This window comes from Burkholderia sp. Ap-955, from assembly GCF_011753045.1.
GTDB classification, from domain to species: Bacteria; Pseudomonadota; Gammaproteobacteria; order Burkholderiales; family Burkholderiaceae; genus Burkholderia; species Burkholderia lata_D.
On sequence record NZ_VWWH01000112.1, the window covers coordinates 1 to 18,617 of the forward strand.

Sequence of the window (18,617 nt, forward strand, 5' to 3'; positions counted from 1 at the left end):
TGGCCGGCCGTCGTCGCGGTCGTGCCGGCGCGCAACGAGGCCGACGTGATCGCCCGGGCGGCGACTTCGCTGCTCGAGCAGGATTACCCGGGCGACTTTCATCTGATCATTGTCGATGACCACAGCGACGACGGCACCGCCGACGCGGCCCGCGCGGCCGCGCTCGCGATCAACCGCGCCGACCGGCTGACGGTGCTGGCCGCGAAGCCGCTGCCGGCCGGCTGGTCGGGCAAGGTGTGGGCGCAGTCGCAGGGGATCGCCGCGGTGCAGACGCTCGGCCTGCCGGCCGACTACCTGCTGCTGACGGATGCCGACATCGGCCATCCGCCCGACGCCGTCGCGCAGCTCGTCACGCGCGCGCAGGCCGAGAACCGCGATCTCGTGTCGCTGATGGTGCGGCTGCGCTGCGATTCGTTCTGGGAAAAGGCGCTGATCCCGGCGTTCGTGTTCTTCTTCGCGAAGCTCTACCCGTTCTCGTGGATCAACAACCCGCGCAACCGGACGGCCGGCGCGGCGGGCGGCTGCATGCTCGTCAAGCGCACGGCGCTCGAGGAAGCGGGCGGCATCGAGTCGATCCGCGGCGCGCTGATCGACGACTGCAGCCTCGCCGCGCAGATCAAGCATCGCGGCGAAGGCCGCCATCCGATCCGGCTCGACCTGGCCGACCGCAGCGTGTCGCTGCGCCCGTACGACAGCTGGCGCGACATCTGGAACATGATCGCGCGCACCGCGTTCACGCAACTGCACTATTCGCCGCTGCTGCTGGCCGGCACGCTGCTCGGGATGACGATCATCTATCTCGTGCCGCCCGCCGCGGCGCTCGCGTACGGCGCGCGCGCATGGCCGGCGTGGCTCGCGTGGGCGTCGATGTGCGCCGCGTATGCGCCGATGCTGCGTTACTACCGGCGCTCGCCACTTTGGGCGCCGGCGCTGCCGCTCGTCGCGCTGTTCTACGTCGGTGCGACGTTCGCGTCCGCGTGGCGCTACTGGCGCGGCAAGGGCGGCCAGTGGAAGGCGCGCGTGCAGGCGCCGGTGGATCGCTGAGTATTGCCCGGGAGGCGTGCCTCCCGGCAGCCGGAAAACAAACAGCCCGATCGGTGGAAACCGGTCGGGCTGTTTTGCTTCAGGCGGTGCCTTTTCGGCGGTGCGGCTTGCCGGCGCTCAGCGCTGCGTCAGCATCATGTACATCTGGACCACGACGTCCGGCGAGAACGTGAACGGCACCCAGCCGTAGCCCGTGTGGCGGGCCACCAGCAGGCGGTCGCCATTCGACTGTTTCTGCACGGCCATCATCGGGTTCTTCGTCGTCACGAAGCGCCAGCCGGCCGGGATGCCGGGCGGCGGCTCCGGCTGCATCGACGCGCGCGCATGCGCGAGTTCCTCGATCAGCTGGCCGAGTTGCTCCGGATGCAGCGTGATCGATTCGCCGTTGATGGTCAGCGTGAGTTCGTTCTGCGTCGGGCGCGACACGTGCAGCGTCGATTTGTCGGTCGGGGCCGGGGCGGTGGTGGCGTCGGCTTCGACTTCGACTTCAACCGGCGTTTCGGCTTGCGCCGTCGCGACGATGGCCGTTTCGGCATCGGCCGTTGCATCCGCCGTTTCGGCTGCAGACGGCGCGGGCACGATCACGGCCGGTTCCGCCGCCGGCGTACCGGCCGGTGCGGGTTCGACGACTTCGGCTGCAACTGCCGTGGCGGCGACTGCGTTCGTCGCGGCTTCCTTGACGACGGCCTCGACCAGCGCCTCGGCGTCGGCGATGGCCTTCGCGTGGTGCTGCGCAGCCGCTTCGGCTTGTGCGATCGCTTCGGCATGACGCTGCGTGACGGCCTCCGCCTGCGCGGTGGCATCGGCGTGGCGCTGCGCGGCCGCCTCGGCCTGCGCGATCGCTTCGGTATGGCGTTGCGTGACGGCTTCGGCCTCGGCGGTCGCCTCGGCATGACGCTGTGCGGCGGCCTGCGTTTCCGCGATCGCCTGCGTGTGCTGCTGCGCGAGCGCTTCGGCTTCCGCGATCGCAGCCGTATGGCGCTGCGCGGCGGCTTCGGCTTCGGCGATCGCAGCCGCGAGACGCTGCGTGGCCGCTTCGGCTTCGGCAGTTGCTTCCGCGTGCCGCTTCGCGGCGGCCTCGGCTTCGACGGTCGCGGCTGCGTGACGCTGCGCGGCCGCCTCGGCTTCGGTGGCTGCCGCGTGATGGCGCTGGGCGGCGGCCTCGGCTTCGGCGATCGCTGCCGCGTGGCGCTGCGACGCTGCTTCGGCATCCGCGTGACGCTGTGCGAGCGCTTCGGTCAACGCGGTGGCTTCCGCATGGCGCTGCGACGCGGCTTCGGCTTGCGCGGTGGCATCGGTATGACGCTGGGCGGCGGCTTCGGCCGCGGCGGCCGCGCTGGTGTGGCGCTGCTGCGCAGCCTCGGCATCGGCTGCTGCTGCCGTGTGGCGTTGTGCGGCGGCCTGCGCTTCGGCTTCCGCGGCGGCGTGACGCTCGGCCGCGGCCCGGGCTTCCGCTGCCGCGGCGCGCGCGAAGGCTTCCGCGCTGCGGGCCGCCTGCTGCGCGGCGTGGTGATCGTGGAGGAGCTGATCGACGCCCATGGTGAGCGAAGCGATCTGATCGTTCAGGTTCATGCGTGTCTTCTCTGCGTAAGACCCGCGATTTTAACCGCTGCGCCGGTGCCGGGCCGCGCGGGACGTGTAACAAAGTGCGCAAAGCGGCGTGAAGTACGCCGCTTTGTGTTACTTCAGGTAGCCCGCGGAGCCGAACCAGTCGAGCGCATCGCGCAGCCCTTCGCGGTACGGGCGCGCCCGGTAGCCGAGTTCGCGCTCGGCCTTCGCGGACGTGAAATACATCTTGTTCTTCGACATCCGCAGCCCGTCCACGGTGACGAACGGCTCCTTCTTCGTGAACTTCGCGACCGCTTCCGCACCGACCGCGAGCGGGTAGAGCGGCCAGCGCGGCAGCGCGATCGTCGGCGCCTTGCGGCCCGTCATCTGCGCGATGTCGGCGAGCATCTGCTGCAGCGGCAGGTTCTCGCCGCCGAGGATGTAGCGCTCGCCGATCCGGCCACGCTCGAGCGCGAGGAAGTGGCCGTGCGCGACGTCGTCCACATGCACGAGGTTCAGCCCCGTGTCGACGAACGCGGGAATCTTGCCGAGCGCGGCTTCGACGATGATGCGGCCGGTCGGCGTCGGCTTCACGTCGCGCGGGCCGATCGGCGTCGACGGATTGACGATCACGGCCGGCAGCCCTTCGTCGGCGATCATCCGCTCGACCGCGCGCTCCGCGAGCACCTTGCTGCGCTTGTAGACACCGATCGCCTGCTCGGCCGTGAGCGGCCGGTTTTCGTCGGACGGATCGCCGGCGCTCGTCACCTTCAGCGTCGCGACGCTGCTCGTGTAGACGATCCGCTCGACGCCTTCCGCGCGCGCCGCGCGCATCGTCGCGACCGCCCCTTCGAGGTTCGCGCGTTCGATCTCGTCGGGATCGGGCGCCCACAGCCGGTAGTCGGCCGCGACGTGCAGCAGATAGCGCACGCCGCGCAGCGCGGCGCGCATCGACGCCTCGTCGCGCATGTCGCCGGTGACGATTTCGGCGTCGAGATCCGCCACGTTCGTGCGCGGGCTGGTCGGGCGCACGAGCACGCGCACCGCATAGCCTTTCTGCTGCGCAATGCGCGCGACGGCCGAGCCGACGAAGCCGGATGCGCCGGTGACGAGAACGAGATCGCGGGAGGTATCAGTCATGCGTTTCCTTCAGGGCCGCGCGCGGGCGGCGCGGCGGTTGAGCATCGGCGAGATTGTACGTGGTCGGCGCGTGCGACGACGCCAGGCCGTGACGGGCGTGAACCGGCTCCGGCCCGTGTGCGAAGCGGCCGACGCGACTACAATGCCGGGCTTGAATGCAACGGGAGGGCGACGCGATGAGCCGCAATGAACTGGACGAACGGATCGAGACCTACTACGTGCGGGTGCGCGGCGTCGTGCAGGGCGTCGGCTTCCGTCATGCGACGGTGCGCGAGGCGCATGCGCTGAAGCTGCGCGGCTGGGTCGCGAATCTCGAGGACGGCACCGTCGAGGCGATGATCCAGGGCCCCGGCGCGCAGATCGACCGGATGCTCGCGTGGCTGCGTCACGGCCCGCCGGCCGCGCGCGTGACCGAGGTAACGTTCGAGGAACGCAAGACCGAGAAACGCTTCGAGCGCTTCCAGCAGCAATAAGAGGCGCGGAACGATCATGACGGGGTATCCGGAGGCCGGACGCGGCCTCGTGTTGTCGGTGACGGCGTCGACGCTGTTCGCGCTGATGTCCGCTTACGCGAAACTGCTGGCGCCGCTCACGGGGCTCGACATCTTCGCGTGGCGGGTGTTGTGGACCGCGCCGGGCGCGCTCGCGCTGATCGCGCTGCGCGGCCGTTGGCCCGCGCTCGTCGACCTCCTGCGGCGCAGCGTGCGCGACTGGCGCCTGCCGATTGCACTGCCCGTGAGCGCCGCGCTGCTCGGCGTCCAGTTGTGGCTGTTCCTGTGGGCGCCGCTGCACGGCCGCATGCTCGAAGTGTCGCTCGGCTATTTCCTGCTGCCGCTGACGATGGTACTCGTCGGCCGCTTCTACTATCACGAACGGCTCGATCCGCTGCAATGGGCGGCGGTCGCGTGCGCCGCGCTCGGCGTCGCGCACGAAGTGTGGGCGACGCGCGCGTTCGCGTGGCCGACGCTCGTCGTCGCGCTCGGCTATCCGCCATATTTCGTGCTGCGCCGGCGGATCAACGCCGATTCGCTCGCCGCGTTCGCGGTCGAGATCGTGCTGCTGTGCCCGATCGCGTTCGCGATGGTCGTGACGAGCACGACGCACGTGGCCGACCATCCGGTGCTGTGGGCCGTGCTGCTGCCGGGCCTCGGCGTGCTCAGCACGCTCGCGCTCGCGAGCTACCTGAAGGCGAGCCGGATGCTGCCGATGGCGCTGTTCGGGATTCTCGGCTACGTCGAACCCGTGCTGCTCGTCGCGGTGTCGCTGCTGCTGCTCGGCGAGACGCTGAGCATCGCGAAGCTCGCGACGTATGGGCCGATCTGGGTCGCCGTCGCGCTCACCGCGTGGCACAGCGCGATGCTGATGCGGCGCCTGCCCGCGCGCGGATAAACGTCGATCGCGAGGCGGCGGCTGCATGCGGCGTGCCGCGTCGCGCGCCGCAAAACAACCACGTCGCGGCGGTCGAACGCATCGATGCTGACCGCAAACTGGCGTCGCGCTGACGCGAGTCTGGCGACGCTGCCTGCCTTGCCCGACAAGGCTCGCGCCTGTAATCGAACAGAAGATTCGGTTGCACTTTGTTACTTAGGGTCTCCCCGGATCGGCCATTAGACTGGCCTTACCGACTTCCCTTCGTATGCAGCCTTTCAATGAACGGTCATCTCCGTGCCTGGCCGGCCGGGTTGGCGCGATGCGGGCATACGCGTATCGCCGCTGATCGCGCTCGCCTTCCTCTCCCCGATCCATTCTCCGGTGCGTGCCGCACCGCCGTCGTGCAGGTGTGCTCATGTCGTTGAGCCCGCCGCCTGCCGCCACGTTTCCACCGTCGCGCAGCGGCCGCCTGATCGAAGTCGATTTCTTCCGCGGCATCGTGCTGTTGATGATCGTCGTCGATCACATCGGCGCGAGCGTGCTGTCGCGCGTCACGCTGCACGCGTTCGCGCTGTGCGATGCGGCCGAGGTCTTCGTCTTTCTCGGCGGTTTCGCGACCGCGAGCGCCTATGGCGCGATTGCCGAGCGACACGGCGCGCGCGCCGCGCAAAAGCGGTTCGTGCGCCGTGCGATGCAGATCTACCGCGCGTTTCTCGCGACCTCGACGCTGATGCTGGTCGTGTCGGCCGTGCTGGACCACTACGGGATCGATGCGCCGAACCTCGCGCTCGACGACGTCAGCGTGATGCTCGCGTCGCCGCTCACGGGCGCAGCCGAGCTGCTGACGTTCCAGCGCCAGCCCTATCTCGCGTCGGTGCTGCCGATGTACGTGCTGTTCGCGCTGGCGTCGCCGGTGCTCGTGCCGTTCGCGCGCCGGCATCCGTGGCTGCTGGTTGCGCTCAGCGTCGCGTCGTGGCTGACGGCGGGCTGGCTCGGCCCCGAACTGCTGGATGCCGACGGATTTCGCTGGAGTTTCAATCCGTTCGCGTGGCAACTGATGTTCGTCGCCGGCGTGCTCGCGCGCTGCCAGCCGTTCTACCGGCGCGTCGCGCTCGGGCGCTGGGGGGCCGCCGCGACCGGGCTCGCGTGCGCGGTCGTGCTCGGCTGCGCGAGCTACAAGCTGTTCTCGGGGCTGCCGCTGCCGGAAGGCGTGTTCAAGCGCGATCTCGCGCTACCGCGCGTCGTGAGCTTCGCGGCCATCGCGTGGCTGATGGCCGATTGCGTGCGCTTCGGCTGGATCGCGCGGATCGCGCAGGGCGTGCGGCCCGTCGTGGCCGTGGGCCAGCGCGGGCTGATCTGCTTCGTCGCGGGCGCGGCGATCTCGCTCGTCGTCGATTCGCTGCTGCATCCGGTCGTGCGCAGCGCGGATCTGCGGCATGTCGGCGTAGGCCTCGTGGCCGACGCGTGCGCGCTCGGGCTGATGATGGCCGTGGCCGGTTCGGGAACGTGGATCGCGCGGTGGCGCAGCGCGGCCGCATGAGCGGCGCGGGAGGCAGCGCGTGCGGCACGGACTGTGCCGCGCGGCGTCAGTGAGGTGAGCCGATACGGGAGCGGGGAACGGGGGTGGCGTCGTCGGATTCGGCGTCGTCGCGTTCGTCGGGCGCCGGATCGTCGCGTTCCGCGAGTACCGCGTCGGCTTCGGCCGCGGCGTGCGCGGCACGTATCGCGGTGCAGCGCTGAGCATGCCGGATGTCCGACAGTATCCTCAAGAGCCGCGTTGTTCTGCTTTTCATCGTCTTCTCCCGCCAGTGCGCATCTCGCGAAGCGGATGCGCTTCGTGCATCCAGTGTAGGACGCGTTCGCGTGCCTGGCGGGAGAATGTGGCGTGCACGCCGCACGCCGAGGGATATTACTTACTGCGCGGTGGCGACGCCCTGCGCCTGCAAGGCTTCTTCGCGGCGCTCGTCCGCACAACGCTGGTGCTGACGCGACAGGCGGTTCATCAGCGGCAGCAGCAGCAGCGCGAGCAGCATGCCGATCGCGGCGAGCCAGCCGAGCTTCTCGAACAGCGACAGGTACAGCGGCAGCGATTCGGTGGCCGGCAGTTCGTGCGACGGCATCTGCGCGAAATTCGCGACGACGCTGCCCAGATACTGCGACACGCCCGTCGCGACGAAGTACGCACCCATCATGAAGCCGCTCATGCGCGCCGGCACGTAGCGGGCGATCATCGCGAGGCCGAGGCCGCTCACCAGCAGTTCGCCGAGCGAGTAGAGGCCGTAGCCCCACACCATGAACCACGACGACACACGGCCGTCGACCGCGTAGCGGCCGCTGATCGTGAACACCAGGTAGCCCGCGGCCACCGCGCCGAAGCCGAGTGCGTACTTCGCGGCGACCGGCAGGTCACGGCCGCCCTTCGCGACGGCGTTGTAGACCCACACGAGCACCGGGCTCAGCAGCATGATCCAGATCGGGTTCAGCGCCTGGAACTGCGCGGCGCTCCACGTGAACAGCGTCGTGCCGAACAGCATGAAGCGCGGATCGACGTTGCGCAGCGCGAACAGCGTCAGCGACGTCGACATCTGCACGTAGAAGATGAAGAACAGGATCACCTGGCCGATCAGCACGAGCGCCGCGATCAGGCCCGCGCGCTCCGAGCGCTCCGACTTCGCGATCATGTACGCGAAGATCGCGAGGATCGCGAACGCTGCCGTCCACACGCTGGCGACGGCGAGCTGCTTGTGCTGCAGCACGTACAGCGTGATCAGCGCGAGCCCGACACCGCCCAGCGCGACCGCGCCGAGGCGCTTCCAGCGGATCGGCTGGTCGTCCGGCAGCGAGCCGACGTGCGCGAGCGTCCGATGCATCAGCATGAAGTTGAGGATCGCGAGCAGCATGCCGCCGCAGCAGACCGCGAACGCGGTGTGCCAGCCCCAGTGATCCTTGATCCACGGCGTCGCGAGCATCGACACCGTCGAGCCGATGTTGACCGCCATGTAGTAGATCGTGAACGCGCTGTCGATGCGCGCGTCGTCGCCTTCATAGATGCGGCGCACGAGGTTGGCCGCGTTGGCCTTGAACAGGCCGTTGCCGACGACGATCACGCCGAGCGACGCGTACATGTACGTCAGGTGATCGTTCGGGACCGACAGCATCAGGTAGCCGGCGCACAGCACGGACGCGCCGATGATCATCGTGCGACGGGCGCCGAGCACCTTGTCGCCGATCCAGCCGCCGATCGACGGCGCCGCGTAGACGAGTGCGGTGAACGCACCCCAGGTCAGGTTCGCATGGCTGTCGGTGAAACCGAGCCGGTCGACCATGAAGAGGACCAGGAGCGCGGCCATGCCGTAGTAGCCGAAGCGCTCCCACATTTCGATGAGGAAGACCGTCGTGAACGATCGGGTTTGTGAAACGGGTGGTTGCATCATCAATCTCGTTTGAAACGGACGGCACGGATCACGCGTCGTCTTTTTGGGGTCGAACTGGCGCCGGTGCACAATGGGGCCGGGTAGGCTTCGTGCTGGCGATGGAACAGTCGGGCGGTTAGCCCGGGCCGGGGTCGGACTCCGCCGGGAATGGCGGAGAGGGGCCCCGACCGGCGCGCGCATGGTAGCGGCTACCGGTCCGGTGCGTCACGTACCTGCCACCTAGGGAAACTCCTAATGTGGCAGTAGCTTTCAGGAACATTCGTCTCATCATCTATTTGTAAGCTTTCGTGCCGGCTCTCCGAAGATTCCCGGAGAGCCGCTTGCAGCTTGCCTGTGAAGCCGGCGAGTCTGGCAAGATAGCGCGTCGTTTCGCTCGCTTCGTGTCCCGTTTAGTGCACCGGGCTTGACACCGAAGACGTGTGCGAACCCGAAGACTAAGCTATATCGTTCTAACTTAGTTATTTTCCATCAAACATTTTTTGACGATCACTTTTCGGCCTGCTATGGTTCCCCCCACTGAAAACTCGCGGGCTGCAGATGCTGCCGCGCTGGGCAGCAAGATTCGCGCGTTGCGCCAACGACTCAAGCGCACGCTCGACGACACCGCTACCGCCGCGGGGATTTCGAAGCCGTTTCTGTCTCAAGTCGAACGCGGGCTCGCGTCGCCGTCGCTGACATCGTTGGCCGGTATCGCGCACGCGCTCGGTGTGACGGTGCAGTACTTTGTGGATACGCCGAGCGAGGAACGCTCGGTTTGCCGAGGCGAGCAGCTGCGCTTCTTCGGGTTTGCCGATTCGGCGAACCTGTTCGCGAGGCTGACGAACGTATCCGAAGGGCGCCAGCTGGAGGCGATCCTTGTGAGGATGCCGCCGGGGCAGAAGCGGTCTGAGGTGACGACACATGCAGGAGAGGAGTTCCTGTATGTGATTGAAGGGGAAGTGTCGCTGACGCTGGAAGGCAAGACGTTTGTCCTGCAGGCCGGCGACAGCTCGCACTATCAGTCGACGGTCCCGCACAGCTGGGTCAACACCGCGAAGATCGAGTCGGTGGTGGTCTGGGTCGGGACACCGAGGCTGTTCTAACGCACAGGTATTCCTTCGTTTCGAAGACGGAATACCTGTCGAAAGAAACGTAAGGAATACTAAAATGCTACACGAGAATCACGGGCCTCCTCAATCGCTGCACCCGTCAGCGTCTCACGCGTAAGCCGCGGCATCCGCCGCGCGACGCTCACCGAACAAACCTTCTCAAGACTGCCACGATGAAATCCTTGCATGCCATGTCGGCCGTGCTGGCCGCGCTCGCCCTGACGACGCCTGTTGCCCACGCCGTTACCGTCCCGTCGAACGTCGCGCTCGCTCCTCAACAGGACCTGACGCGACAGGTGCCCGCCGAAATCGAGTCGCTCGACCCCGCGCACATCGAATCGTGGACCGGCAACACGATCGGCCTCGACCTGTTCGAAGGGCTGGCCCGCATCGATGCGGCCGGCCAGGTCGTGCCGGGCGTCGCGCTGTCGTGGGAGCGCAAGACGCCGACGACGTGGATCTTCAAGCTTCGCCATGACGCGAAGTGGAGCAACGGCCAGCCGGTGACGGCCGCCGATTTCGTCTATTCGTGGCAGCGCCTCGTCGATCCGAAGACGGGCTCGAAGTACACGATCCTCGTCGAGTTCGTGAAGAACTCGAAGGACATCATCGCAGGCAAGGCTGCGCCGTCGACGCTCGGCGTGCGCGCGATCGATCCGTACACGCTGGAAGTGACGACCGACGTGCCGGTCGCATTCTTCCCGGAACTGACGGCCATGGTGCCGCTCGCGCCGGTGAACAAGGACACGGTGACGAAGCTCGGCGACGCATGGACGCGCCCGGGCAACATCGTCAGCAACGGCGCATACCAGCTCGTCGACTGGCAGCCGAACAACCGCATCGTGATCTCGAAGGATGCGAAGTACTGGAACGCGCCGAAGGTCGTGATCAACAAGGTCACGTACTTGCCGATCGAGAGCGACGAGACGGCGATGCGCATGTACCAGGCCGGCCAGATCGACTACAGCTACTCGATCCCGTCGGGGATCTTCCAGCAGGTCAGCAAGCAGTTCGGCGGCGAACTGCGCCAGGGCCTGCAGCTCGCGACCTATTACTACTACCTGAACAACAGCGATCCGGCGCTGAAGGACAAGCGCGTGCGCCAGGCGCTGTCGATGGTGCTCGATCGCGACGTGCTGACGCAACGGCTCACGCAGGCCGGCGAGAAGCCGATGTACGGCCTGATGCCGAGCGGCACGAAGGGCGTGCAGCCGTTCACGCCGGATTGGGCGTCGTGGCCGATGGCCAAGCGCGTCGAGACCGCGAAGAACCTGCTGAAGCAGGCCGGCTACTCGGATGCGAAGCCGCTGTCGTTCACGCTGACGTACAACACCAACGACCTGCACAAGAAGGTCGCGCTGTTCGCCGCGTCGGAATGGCGCACCAAGCTCGGCGTCAATACGAAGCTCGAGAACGTCGAGTTCAAGGTGCTGATGAAGGAGCGTCATGACGGCAAGGTGCAGATCGCCCGTGACGGCTGGTTCGCCGACTACAACGACGCGATGACGTTCTTCGACCTGCTGCGCTGCGGCAGCGCGCAGAACACCGTCGGCTACTGCAACAAGCAGGCCGACGCGCTCGTCGACGAAGGCAACCAGAAGCTCGACGACAAGGCACGCGCCGCGCTGCTCACGCAGGCGCACGACATGGCGCTGAGCGACACGCCGATGGTGCCGCTGTTCCAGTACTCGGCCGATCGTCTCGTGAAGCCCTATGTGGGCGGCTACTCGCTGAAGAACGTGATCGACATGCGTGCTTCGCAGGACATGTACCTGATCAAGCACTGAGCGGAGCGATCATGCTGGCCTACGCATTGAGGCGCACGTTGTGGGCGGTGCCGACGATCCTCGCGGTCGTCACCGTCTGCTACCTGCTGCTGCACTTCACGCCCGGCGGTCCGTTCGATACGGAAAAGCAGTTGTCCGCCGCGACGCTCGCGAACCTGAACGCGAAGTACCACCTCGATCAGCCGCTGTGGAAGCAGTACCTGATGTACCTCGATTCGCTGCTGCATGGCGATCTCGGTCCGTCGTTCCGCTACGTCGACTGGTCGGTGAACGATCTCGTGAAGAAGGCGCTGCCCGTGAGCCTCGGCGTGGGCGGCGTGTCGATCCCGATCTCGATCGTGTTCGGCGTGCTGCTCGGCACCGTCGCGGCCGTGCGCCGCGACAGCTTTATCGACCGCGTCGTGATGCTGATCGGCAACGTCGGCAATGTCGTGCCGCCGTTCGTGCTCGGTCCCGTGCTCGTGTGGATCTTCGCGATCCTGCTGAAGACGTCGTCCGGCAACGGCTGGCTGCCCGCGGGCGGCTGGGGCGACGGCGGCTGGCAGTACCGGCTGCTGCCGATCGTGCTGCTGACCTTCATCAACATGTCGCTGCTCGCGCGCGTGATGCGCGGCTCGATGATCGAGACGCTGTCGAGCAACTACATCCGCACCGCGCGCGCGAAGGGCCTGCCGGGCTCGACGATCGTGCTGCGCCATGCGCTGAAGCCCGCGCTGATGCCGGTCGTGTCGCTGTTCGGCACGGTCTGCATCACGTCGATCACGGCGGCTGTCGTCACCGAATCGGTATTCGCGCTGCCGGGGCTCGGGCAGCTCGTCGTGAACGGTGCCATCAACCGCGACTACACGCTGGTGCTCGGCCTCGTCGTGCTGACGACCGTTTGCGCGGTGCTGTTCAACCTGCTGGTCGACCTCGCTTACGCGTGGCTCGATCCGCGCATCCGTTATTGAGCGAGGCACAGCGATGACTCCGACTACTCCCGTCGTCGGCCTGCCCGTGCAGACCGACTCGCCGCCGCGTTCGCGCTCGCCGCTCGCGCTTGCGATGGCGCGCTTCCTTCACAACCGTGCGGCCGTGTTCAGCCTCGTGCTGCTCGCGCTCATCACGCTCGCCTGTTTCGTCGGCCCGTGGCTGCTCGCGGCCGATCCCGCCGCGAGCGACTGGGGCTCCATCAGCCTGCCGCCGACCTGGGCGAACCAACACTGGTTCGGCACCGACGAGCTCGGCCGCGACCTGCTGGTGCGGACGCTGATCGGCGGCCGCGTGTCGATCGAGGTCGGCCTGCTCGGCACGCTCGTGTCGGGCCTGTTCGGCGTCGCATGGGGCGCGATCGCGGGCTTCGCGGGCGGCCGCGTCGATTCCGTGATGATGCGCATCGTCGACATGATGTACGCGATCCCGTACCTGCTGATCGCGATCCTGATGATGACCCTGTTCGGCCGCTCGTTCATGCTGGTCGTGCTGACCATCAGCGCGTTCTCGTGGATCGACATGGCGCGTGTCGTGCGCGGCCAGACGCTGTCGTTGCGCAGCCGCGAGTTCGTCGATGCGGCACGGGCGATCGGCGTATCGCCGGCGTCGATCGTGCGGCGCCACATCGTGCCGAACCTGCTCGGCGTGGTCGTCGTGTACGCGACGGTCTCGGTGCCGGGCATCGTGCTGACCGAATCGGTGCTGTCGTTCCTCGGCCTCGGCGTGCAGGAACCGATGACGAGCTGGGGCGTGCTGATCCAGGACGGCGCGCAGAAACTGGAATCGATGCCGTGGCTGCTGCTGGCCCCGGCCGTCATGCTGTGCGTGACGCTTTACTGCGTGAACTTCGTCGGCGATGGCCTGCGTGACGCGCTCGACCCGAAGGATCGCTAAAGATGTCGGCACTGCTTGAAGTAGACAACCTCGGCGTGCGCTTCACGCGCAAGGACGCGCCGCCAGTGGACGCCGTGAGCGGCGTGTCGTTCTCGCTCGAAGCCGGCAAGACGCTCGGCATCGTCGGCGAATCGGGCTCGGGCAAGAGCCAGACCGTGATGGCGATGCTCGGCCTGCTGGCCGGCAACGGCTCGACCACCGGCGCCGCGCGCTATCGCGGCGAAAACCTCCTGGAGATGGATGCGCGCGCGCTGAACAAGGTGCGCGGCGACCGGATCGCGATGATCTTCCAGGATCCGATGACGTCGCTCAATCCGTTCCTGACGATCGAGCGGCAGATGACCGAGACGCTGCAGCTGCATCGCAAGCTGTCGCGCAAGGAAGCCACGAAGCGCGCGATCGAGGCGCTCGAATCGGTGCGCATCCCCGATGCCGCACGCCGCATCCGCATGTATCCGCACGAGTTTTCGGGCGGCATGCGCCAGCGCGTGATGATCGCGATGGCGCTGCTGTCCGAGCCGGAAATCCTGATCGCCGACGAGCCGACCACCGCGCTCGACGTGACCGTGCAGGCGCAGATTATCGACCTGCTGCGCGAGCTGAACCGTGAGCGCGGCACCGCGATCGTGCTGATCACGCACGACATGGGCGTGGTCGCGGGCCTCGCGGACGACGTGATGGTCATGTATGCGGGCCGCACCGTCGAATATGCGCCCGCCGAATCGATCTTCGCGGCGCCGTCGCATCCGTACACGATCGGCCTGCTCAACGCGCTGCCGCGCCTGACCGACGCGGACGATGCGCCGCTCGTCGCGATTCCCGGCAATCCGCCGATGCCCGGCACCGCGCCGGCCGGCTGCGCGTTCGCGAAGCGCTGCACGTATGCGGAAGAACGCTGTGGCGCGGCGCGTCCCGCGCTCGAAACCTATGGCGCCGTGGGCGCGGTGCGCGCGTGCCACCGTCCCGTGGCCGATCTGACGGGAGGTCTGCGATGAGCGTCGATGAACGCCGACAAGCCGGCGCGACGGACGACACGCTGCTGTCCGTCGAAGGTCTGAAAGTGCATTTCCGCGTGCCGCTCGGCGGCTATCCGTGGTCGCCGAAGGGGACGCTGCGCGCCGTCGACGGCGTGTCGTTCGACGTGAAGCGCGGCGAGACGGTCGGGCTCGTCGGCGAATCGGGCTGCGGGAAGTCGACGCTCGCGCGTGCGCTGATCGGCCTCGTGCCGATGACGGCCGGCACGGTGAAATGGCGCGGCGAAGCCGTGGCGCCCGATCACCTGCGCGGCACCACGATGCGGCGCGAAGTGCAGATGATCTTCCAGGATCCGCTCGCGTCGCTCGATCCGCGCATGACGATCGAACAGGTCGTCGCGGAGCCGCTCGTCACGCACCAGGCCGGCCTCGGCCGCACCGAGGTGCGCCGCCGCGTCGTCACGATGCTCGAACGCGTCGGCCTGAACGCGCATCACCTGCTGCGTTATCCGCACGAATTTTCCGGCGGGCAGTGCCAGCGCGTCGGCATCGCGCGCGCACTGATCGGCGAGCCGAAGCTCGTGATCTGCGACGAACCCGTATCGGCGCTCGACGTGTCGATCCAGGCGCAGATCGTGAACCTGCTGCGCGACCTTCAACGCGAACTGTCGTTGTCCTATCTGTTCGTTGCGCACGATCTGGCGGTGGTGAAGGCCATCAGCCAGCGTGTGCTCGTGATGTATCTCGGCCGCGTGATGGAGTTCGGCACGCGGCATGACGTGTACGGCGTGCCGCAGCACCCGTATACGAAGGCGCTGCTCGACGCGGCGCCGACGCCGGAGCCGGCGCGCGAGCGTGCTCGCCGTCCGATGCTGCTGGCGGGCGAGATGCCCTCGCCGCTCAACCCGCCGTCCGGCTGCGCGTTCCGCACGCGCTGCCCGGTCGCGATCGAAGCGTGCGCGCAGGTCGTGCCGCTGCCGGAAGTTCGGCAGGGGTCGGCCGCGCGTGTCGCGTGCATCCGCGCGGGTGTGGCGTGAGCTGAAGTGACGCAGCAAACATAACCAAGGCAGGTCAACAGGGGTAGGTGCGGCGCGAACGATCTTCGCGCCGCGGGTACAGGCGCGTCCTTGATCGGGTGCGCCGGGGGGCCGGGAGCGGATCGCAACCGGCGTGGACGATATCAACACAAGACGAGAATTACGATGAAAAAACAGAAGACGATCGGGACGGCATCGAAAATGCTGCTGGCCTGGGGGCTGCCGGCGCTCGCCGGTGTCTCGCTGACGGGCGTTGCGCACGCCGACGACGCGGCCCCCGCACCGCTGACGGTCGCACAGGCCGCACCGGGCACGACCGTTGCGCAGGCAACGACCCCGAACGCCGTCATCAACGCCGAAGCGAACCAGGCCGTCACGCCGCCCGACGAGCCGTCGGCGCAGTCGCAGTCGAAGGGCTTCATCGCCGACAGCCATCTCAACTTCCTGTTCCGCAACTATGCGGACGTGCTCGACGCCAAGGGCGGGCCGCATCGCCACGCGTGGGTCCAGGGCGCGATGGCCAACTTCGAGTCGGGCTATACGACGGGCCTGATCGGCATCGGTTTCGACGCATCGCTGTATGCGGCGCTGAAGCTCGACGGCGGCAAGGGCGCCGGCAGCATGGTGCACATCGCGAAGGGCGGCGGTGGCGGCAACCAGCTCGCCTGGGCCTATCCCGGCATCTACGACGTGAAGGCGCGCATCTCGAACACGGTGGTCAAGTACGGTCTGCAGGCCGTCGACAACCCGTTCATGGAACAGCACGACAACCGTGCGCTGCCGCCGACGTTCCTCGGTGCGACCCTCGTCAGCAATGAATTCAAGAACGTGATGCTCGAGGCCGGCAGCTTCACGAAGACCGACGCGCGTGGTCATACGACGCTCACCAACCTGACGACGCAATACGGCGGCACGCGCATCAACCGCCTGTCGTACGTCGGCGGCACGTGGGACTACTCGCCGAACGGCGAAGTCGCGCTGTACGCGAACCAGGCCGACGACGTGTGGCACCAGTACTACGCGTCGGTGAAGCACAGCATCGGCAGCCCACAGACGATCAAGTGGACGGGCTTCGGCAACGTCTACTCGACGCACGACACGGGCGATGCGCTGCAAGGCAAGATCAACAACAACGCATACAGCCTGTCGCTGGCCGCGCAGCACGGCCCGCACGAGCTGCTGCTCGGCTTCCAGCAGGTGCTCGGCGACCAGTTCTTCGATTACCTGAACGAAACGAACGGCATCTTCCTGACCAACTCGATGGACGTCGACTACAACGCGCCGCATGAAAAGTCGCTGCAGCTGCGTTACACGTTCTACGGCAAGGAAGCGGGCCTGCCGGGCTTCAAGGCGATGGTCTGGGGCGTGACGGGCTGGGGTGCGGACGGCAGCGCGGGTGCGGCGAACGACCCGAGCAAGTCGAGCATCTACTGGAGCAACGGCGCACCGGTGCAGGGCCGTCACCACGAGTTCGGCTTCATCCCGTCGTACACGTTCCAGAGCGGCAAGCTGAAGGACACGAAGGTCACGTTCATCGCGATGTGGCACGCCGGTTCGGCACACTACTCGGACGCGACGAACACCGAGTACCGTCTGGTCGTGAACCTGCCGCTGCACGCGTTCTGATCGCAGGGGGCGCAGGCGCCCCCGACTCGCACGGCCGGCCTTCGATCGAAACGATCAGGCCGGCTTGTGCAGCCCCGCGACCGGATCGTTCGCAGCGGGCATGTCTTCCACGAGCGACGTGAGCTGGCGGCCCGTATCGCGCCATGCATCGAGGCCGCCGCGCAGCGCGAGCGCATCGGTGAAGCCGGCGTCGAGCAGGCGCTTCGCCATCAGCGCGGCCGTGAACTCGTTCGGGCACGAGCAATACACGACGAACTTCTGCGTGATCGGATAGCGCGCGACGATGTCGCCGATCTGGCGTTCGTCGGCGAACTGTGCACCGGGAATCGTGAACGGATCGAGCTTGCGGTGCTCGGGCGAGCGCACGTCGAGGACCACCGGCGCGGACGTATCGCGCAGCATCGCGTCGAGCTCGTCGACGCCGACCCGCGCGCTCGCGAGCTGGCGGATCAGCGCGCGGCGGCGCATCCAGCGGATCGCCGCGTACACCGCCAGCACCGCGACGGCCGCCAGCAGCGCCACGCGGCCGAGCTGGCCCGCACCGGCGAACAGCCAGTCGATCTGGCGAGCGAACATCAGCCCGACCATCAGCCCGACGATCGTCCACAGCGCGGCGCCGAGCGCGTCGTAGCCGAGGAACGTGCGATAGCGCGTGCCGAACGCGCCGGCCATCGGCACCGACACGAGCGACAGCCCCGGAATGAAGCGCGCGACGGCGAGCACGCGCACGCCGTAGCGGCCGAAGAAGCGTTCGGTTTTCTTCACGCAGCTGTCACGCGACAGCGACAGGCGGCAGATCGTCTTCAGCGTCGTGCCGCCGAAGCGCCGGCCGGCGAGGTACCACACGGTGTCGCCGATCAGTGCGCCGAGCACCGACAGCGCGACCACCGTGACCAGTTGCGAGCCGATCATCGCCGGATGCATCGCGGACATCGCGCCGAACAGCACGAGCGTCGGCATCGCGGGCACCGGCAGCCCGATGGCCGCCGCGAGCACGTTGGCGAAGACGAGAAGCGGCCCGTATTGGGCGACGAGGTCGCGGAGGAGCATGACGGCTGGCCGAAAAGGAAACGCGCGCGGAAAGCACGCAGATGGGCCGATTATCGGCCTTTTTCAAGTCAGCGGCGGGAATAACGCAAAGTGCCTGACGGCGGCGGGGCGCGGTGAGCCGGCGCGTTGCGCGCGGCTCACCGTTCGAAATCAGGAGGAGGTGCGGGCGAGCGACGCGGCGCCGTGGTTTTCGCCGGGGAGCTCGGCGCCGTGCGAGCGGATCGCCGCGATCAGTTCGGCCGGCGTGATCTCGTAGCGGACTTCGCGGTGGATGCCGGGCTTGCGTTCGTCGACTTCGATCAGCAGCACGCTCTTGCCGTCGCTCGTTGCTTCGAGCCGGAGCGAGCGCAGTTCGCGGCCGTCGGCCGCGTCGTGTTCGGTGAGCAGGGTCATTGCCCCGGATGAGCCGGTAGTGCGCATCGAACCTATCCTCGTATCGTGGATGCCATAGTGGCGAAGATGTCTTTGTTGAATACAGCTTGGCGCAGTTTAACGCGAACGGGCCGCAATTCGGAGCAATTTCGTTGGGGTGAATTGAGGGCTGAACCATTGATCCTTCTGATGTTTGAGCCACGCGGGGCGGGCGTTTGCGCCGGATCGGGCGCAGCCGCGGCCGGCGCCTGACCGCCGTTCGCGGCGGGGCCGGCCCGGG

17 protein-coding genes are annotated in these 18,617 nt (G+C 67.5%); 11 read left to right on the forward strand and 6 right to left on the reverse strand.

Annotation, left to right across the window (positions count from 1 at the left end):
- Positions 1-1,044: glycosyltransferase (locus F3J15_RS33140; protein WP_166896479.1), on the forward strand; the 1,044-nt coding region annotated here is incomplete at its 5' end.
- A 117-nt stretch (positions 1,045-1,161) separates the two neighbouring features.
- Here the strand turns inward: F3J15_RS33140 and F3J15_RS33145 are convergent.
- Positions 1,162-2,616 carry a phage tail protein gene (locus tag F3J15_RS33145; RefSeq protein WP_166896481.1) on the reverse strand — a complete coding sequence of 485 codons (1,455 nt, stop codon included), beginning with the start codon at positions 2,614-2,616 and terminating at the stop codon, positions 1,162-1,164.
- 108 nt (positions 2,617-2,724) lie between these two features.
- Entirely contained in the window at positions 2,725-3,732 is a 1,008-nt protein-coding gene (gene hpnA / locus F3J15_RS33150) for a hopanoid-associated sugar epimerase (protein WP_011353724.1), read from the reverse strand.
- Between the two features lie 176 nt (positions 3,733-3,908).
- On the opposite strand from hpnA, the gene F3J15_RS33155 reads away from it, so the two are divergent.
- From F3J15_RS33155 to F3J15_RS33165, 3 genes are all read left to right on the forward strand, one after another.
- Positions 3,909-4,205 (forward strand): acylphosphatase, encoded by a 297-nt coding sequence (locus tag F3J15_RS33155; protein WP_069253069.1) that lies wholly within the window; start codon positions 3,909-3,911, stop codon positions 4,203-4,205.
- 16 nt (positions 4,206-4,221) lie between these two features.
- A complete protein-coding gene (gene rarD, locus F3J15_RS33160) occupies positions 4,222-5,121 on the forward strand; it encodes an EamA family transporter RarD (protein ID WP_166896483.1) in 900 nt (299 codons plus the stop codon).
- A gap of 397 nt (positions 5,122-5,518) precedes the next feature.
- On the forward strand, positions 5,519-6,643 hold the full coding sequence (locus F3J15_RS33165; RefSeq protein ID WP_166896485.1) for an OpgC domain-containing protein: 1,125 nt from the start codon (positions 5,519-5,521) through the stop codon (positions 6,641-6,643).
- Between the two features lie 46 nt (positions 6,644-6,689).
- Here F3J15_RS33165 and F3J15_RS33170 read toward each other — a convergent pair whose 3' ends face one another.
- Positions 6,690-6,896, reverse strand: coding sequence for a hypothetical protein (locus F3J15_RS33170; RefSeq protein WP_166896487.1), 207 nt, complete (start codon positions 6,894-6,896; stop codon positions 6,690-6,692).
- Between the two features lie 120 nt (positions 6,897-7,016).
- The gene (locus tag F3J15_RS33175; protein ID WP_166896489.1) at positions 7,017-8,537 is read right to left on the reverse strand and encodes an oligopeptide:H+ symporter; all 1,521 of its coding nucleotides are present in this window, start codon (positions 8,535-8,537) and stop codon (positions 7,017-7,019) included.
- Between the two features lie 503 nt (positions 8,538-9,040).
- Here F3J15_RS33175 and F3J15_RS33180 point away from each other — a divergent pair.
- From F3J15_RS33180 to F3J15_RS33210, 7 genes are all read left to right on the forward strand, one after another.
- Positions 9,041-9,619: a cupin domain-containing protein gene (locus tag F3J15_RS33180; RefSeq protein WP_069252724.1), complete on the forward strand. Its 579-nt coding sequence runs from the start codon at positions 9,041-9,043 to the stop codon at positions 9,617-9,619.
- Between the two features lie 179 nt (positions 9,620-9,798).
- Positions 9,799-11,412: a peptide ABC transporter substrate-binding protein gene (locus F3J15_RS33185; RefSeq protein WP_089448634.1), complete on the forward strand. Its 1,614-nt coding sequence runs from the start codon at positions 9,799-9,801 to the stop codon at positions 11,410-11,412.
- Positions 11,413-11,423: 11 nt separating this feature from the next.
- Positions 11,424-12,362, forward strand: coding sequence for an ABC transporter permease subunit (locus tag F3J15_RS33190; protein WP_166896491.1), 939 nt, complete (start codon positions 11,424-11,426; stop codon positions 12,360-12,362).
- A gap of 13 nt (positions 12,363-12,375) precedes the next feature.
- Entirely contained in the window at positions 12,376-13,278 is a 903-nt protein-coding gene (locus F3J15_RS33195) for an ABC transporter permease subunit (RefSeq protein WP_089448632.1), read from the forward strand.
- Between the two features lie 2 nt (positions 13,279-13,280).
- Positions 13,281-14,273 carry an ABC transporter ATP-binding protein gene (locus F3J15_RS33200; RefSeq protein WP_166896493.1) on the forward strand — a complete coding sequence of 331 codons (993 nt, stop codon included), beginning with the start codon at positions 13,281-13,283 and terminating at the stop codon, positions 14,271-14,273.
- Positions 14,270-15,289, forward strand: coding sequence for an oligopeptide/dipeptide ABC transporter ATP-binding protein (locus F3J15_RS33205; RefSeq protein ID WP_166896495.1), 1,020 nt, complete (start codon positions 14,270-14,272; stop codon positions 15,287-15,289). The genes F3J15_RS33200 and F3J15_RS33205 overlap by 4 nt, the downstream gene beginning before the upstream one ends.
- 165 nt (positions 15,290-15,454) lie before the next feature.
- Positions 15,455-16,915, forward strand: coding sequence for an OprD family porin (locus F3J15_RS33210; RefSeq protein WP_166896497.1), 1,461 nt, complete (start codon positions 15,455-15,457; stop codon positions 16,913-16,915).
- 54 nt (positions 16,916-16,969) lie between these two features.
- On the opposite strand, the gene F3J15_RS33215 is transcribed toward F3J15_RS33210, so the two are convergent.
- On the reverse strand, positions 16,970-17,965 hold the full coding sequence (locus tag F3J15_RS33215) for a DedA family protein/thiosulfate sulfurtransferase GlpE (RefSeq protein WP_166896499.1): 996 nt from the start codon (positions 17,963-17,965) through the stop codon (positions 16,970-16,972).
- Positions 17,966-18,115: 150 nt separating this feature from the next.
- The gene (locus F3J15_RS33220; protein WP_069252716.1) at positions 18,116-18,385 is read right to left on the reverse strand and encodes a hypothetical protein; all 270 of its coding nucleotides are present in this window, start codon (positions 18,383-18,385) and stop codon (positions 18,116-18,118) included.
- Positions 18,386-18,617 lie beyond the last annotated feature (232 nt).

Bases quoted from the DNA above. Each gene is read 5' to 3' on its own strand.
- F3J15_RS33195 (WP_089448632.1), top strand. From the start codon at position 12,376: ATGACTCCGACTACTCCCGTCGTCGGCCTGCCCGTGCAGACCGACTCG.
- F3J15_RS33175 (WP_166896489.1), bottom strand. From the start codon at position 8,537: ATGATGCAACCACCCGTTTCACAAACCCGATCGTTCACGACGGTCTTC.
- F3J15_RS33190 (WP_166896491.1), top strand. From the start codon at position 11,424: ATGCTGGCCTACGCATTGAGGCGCACGTTGTGGGCGGTGCCGACGATC.
- rarD (WP_166896483.1), top strand. From the start codon at position 4,222: ATGACGGGGTATCCGGAGGCCGGACGCGGCCTCGTGTTGTCGGTGACG.
- F3J15_RS33210 (WP_166896497.1), top strand. From the start codon at position 15,455: ATGAAAAAACAGAAGACGATCGGGACGGCATCGAAAATGCTGCTGGCC.
- F3J15_RS33155 (WP_069253069.1), top strand. From the start codon at position 3,909: ATGAGCCGCAATGAACTGGACGAACGGATCGAGACCTACTACGTGCGG.
- F3J15_RS33200 (WP_166896493.1), top strand. From the start codon at position 13,281: ATGTCGGCACTGCTTGAAGTAGACAACCTCGGCGTGCGCTTCACGCGC.
- F3J15_RS33215 (WP_166896499.1), bottom strand. From the start codon at position 17,965: ATGCTCCTCCGCGACCTCGTCGCCCAATACGGGCCGCTTCTCGTCTTC.
- F3J15_RS33180 (WP_069252724.1), top strand. From the start codon at position 9,041: ATGGTTCCCCCCACTGAAAACTCGCGGGCTGCAGATGCTGCCGCGCTG.
- F3J15_RS33165 (WP_166896485.1), top strand. From the start codon at position 5,519: ATGTCGTTGAGCCCGCCGCCTGCCGCCACGTTTCCACCGTCGCGCAGC.
- F3J15_RS33145 (WP_166896481.1), bottom strand. From the start codon at position 2,616: ATGAACCTGAACGATCAGATCGCTTCGCTCACCATGGGCGTCGATCAG.
- F3J15_RS33170 (WP_166896487.1), bottom strand. From the start codon at position 6,896: ATGAAAAGCAGAACAACGCGGCTCTTGAGGATACTGTCGGACATCCGG.
- F3J15_RS33185 (WP_089448634.1), top strand. From the start codon at position 9,799: ATGAAATCCTTGCATGCCATGTCGGCCGTGCTGGCCGCGCTCGCCCTG.
- F3J15_RS33205 (WP_166896495.1), top strand. From the start codon at position 14,270: ATGAGCGTCGATGAACGCCGACAAGCCGGCGCGACGGACGACACGCTG.
- F3J15_RS33220 (WP_069252716.1), bottom strand. From the start codon at position 18,385: ATGCGCACTACCGGCTCATCCGGGGCAATGACCCTGCTCACCGAACAC.
- hpnA (WP_011353724.1), bottom strand. From the start codon at position 3,732: ATGACTGATACCTCCCGCGATCTCGTTCTCGTCACCGGCGCATCCGGC.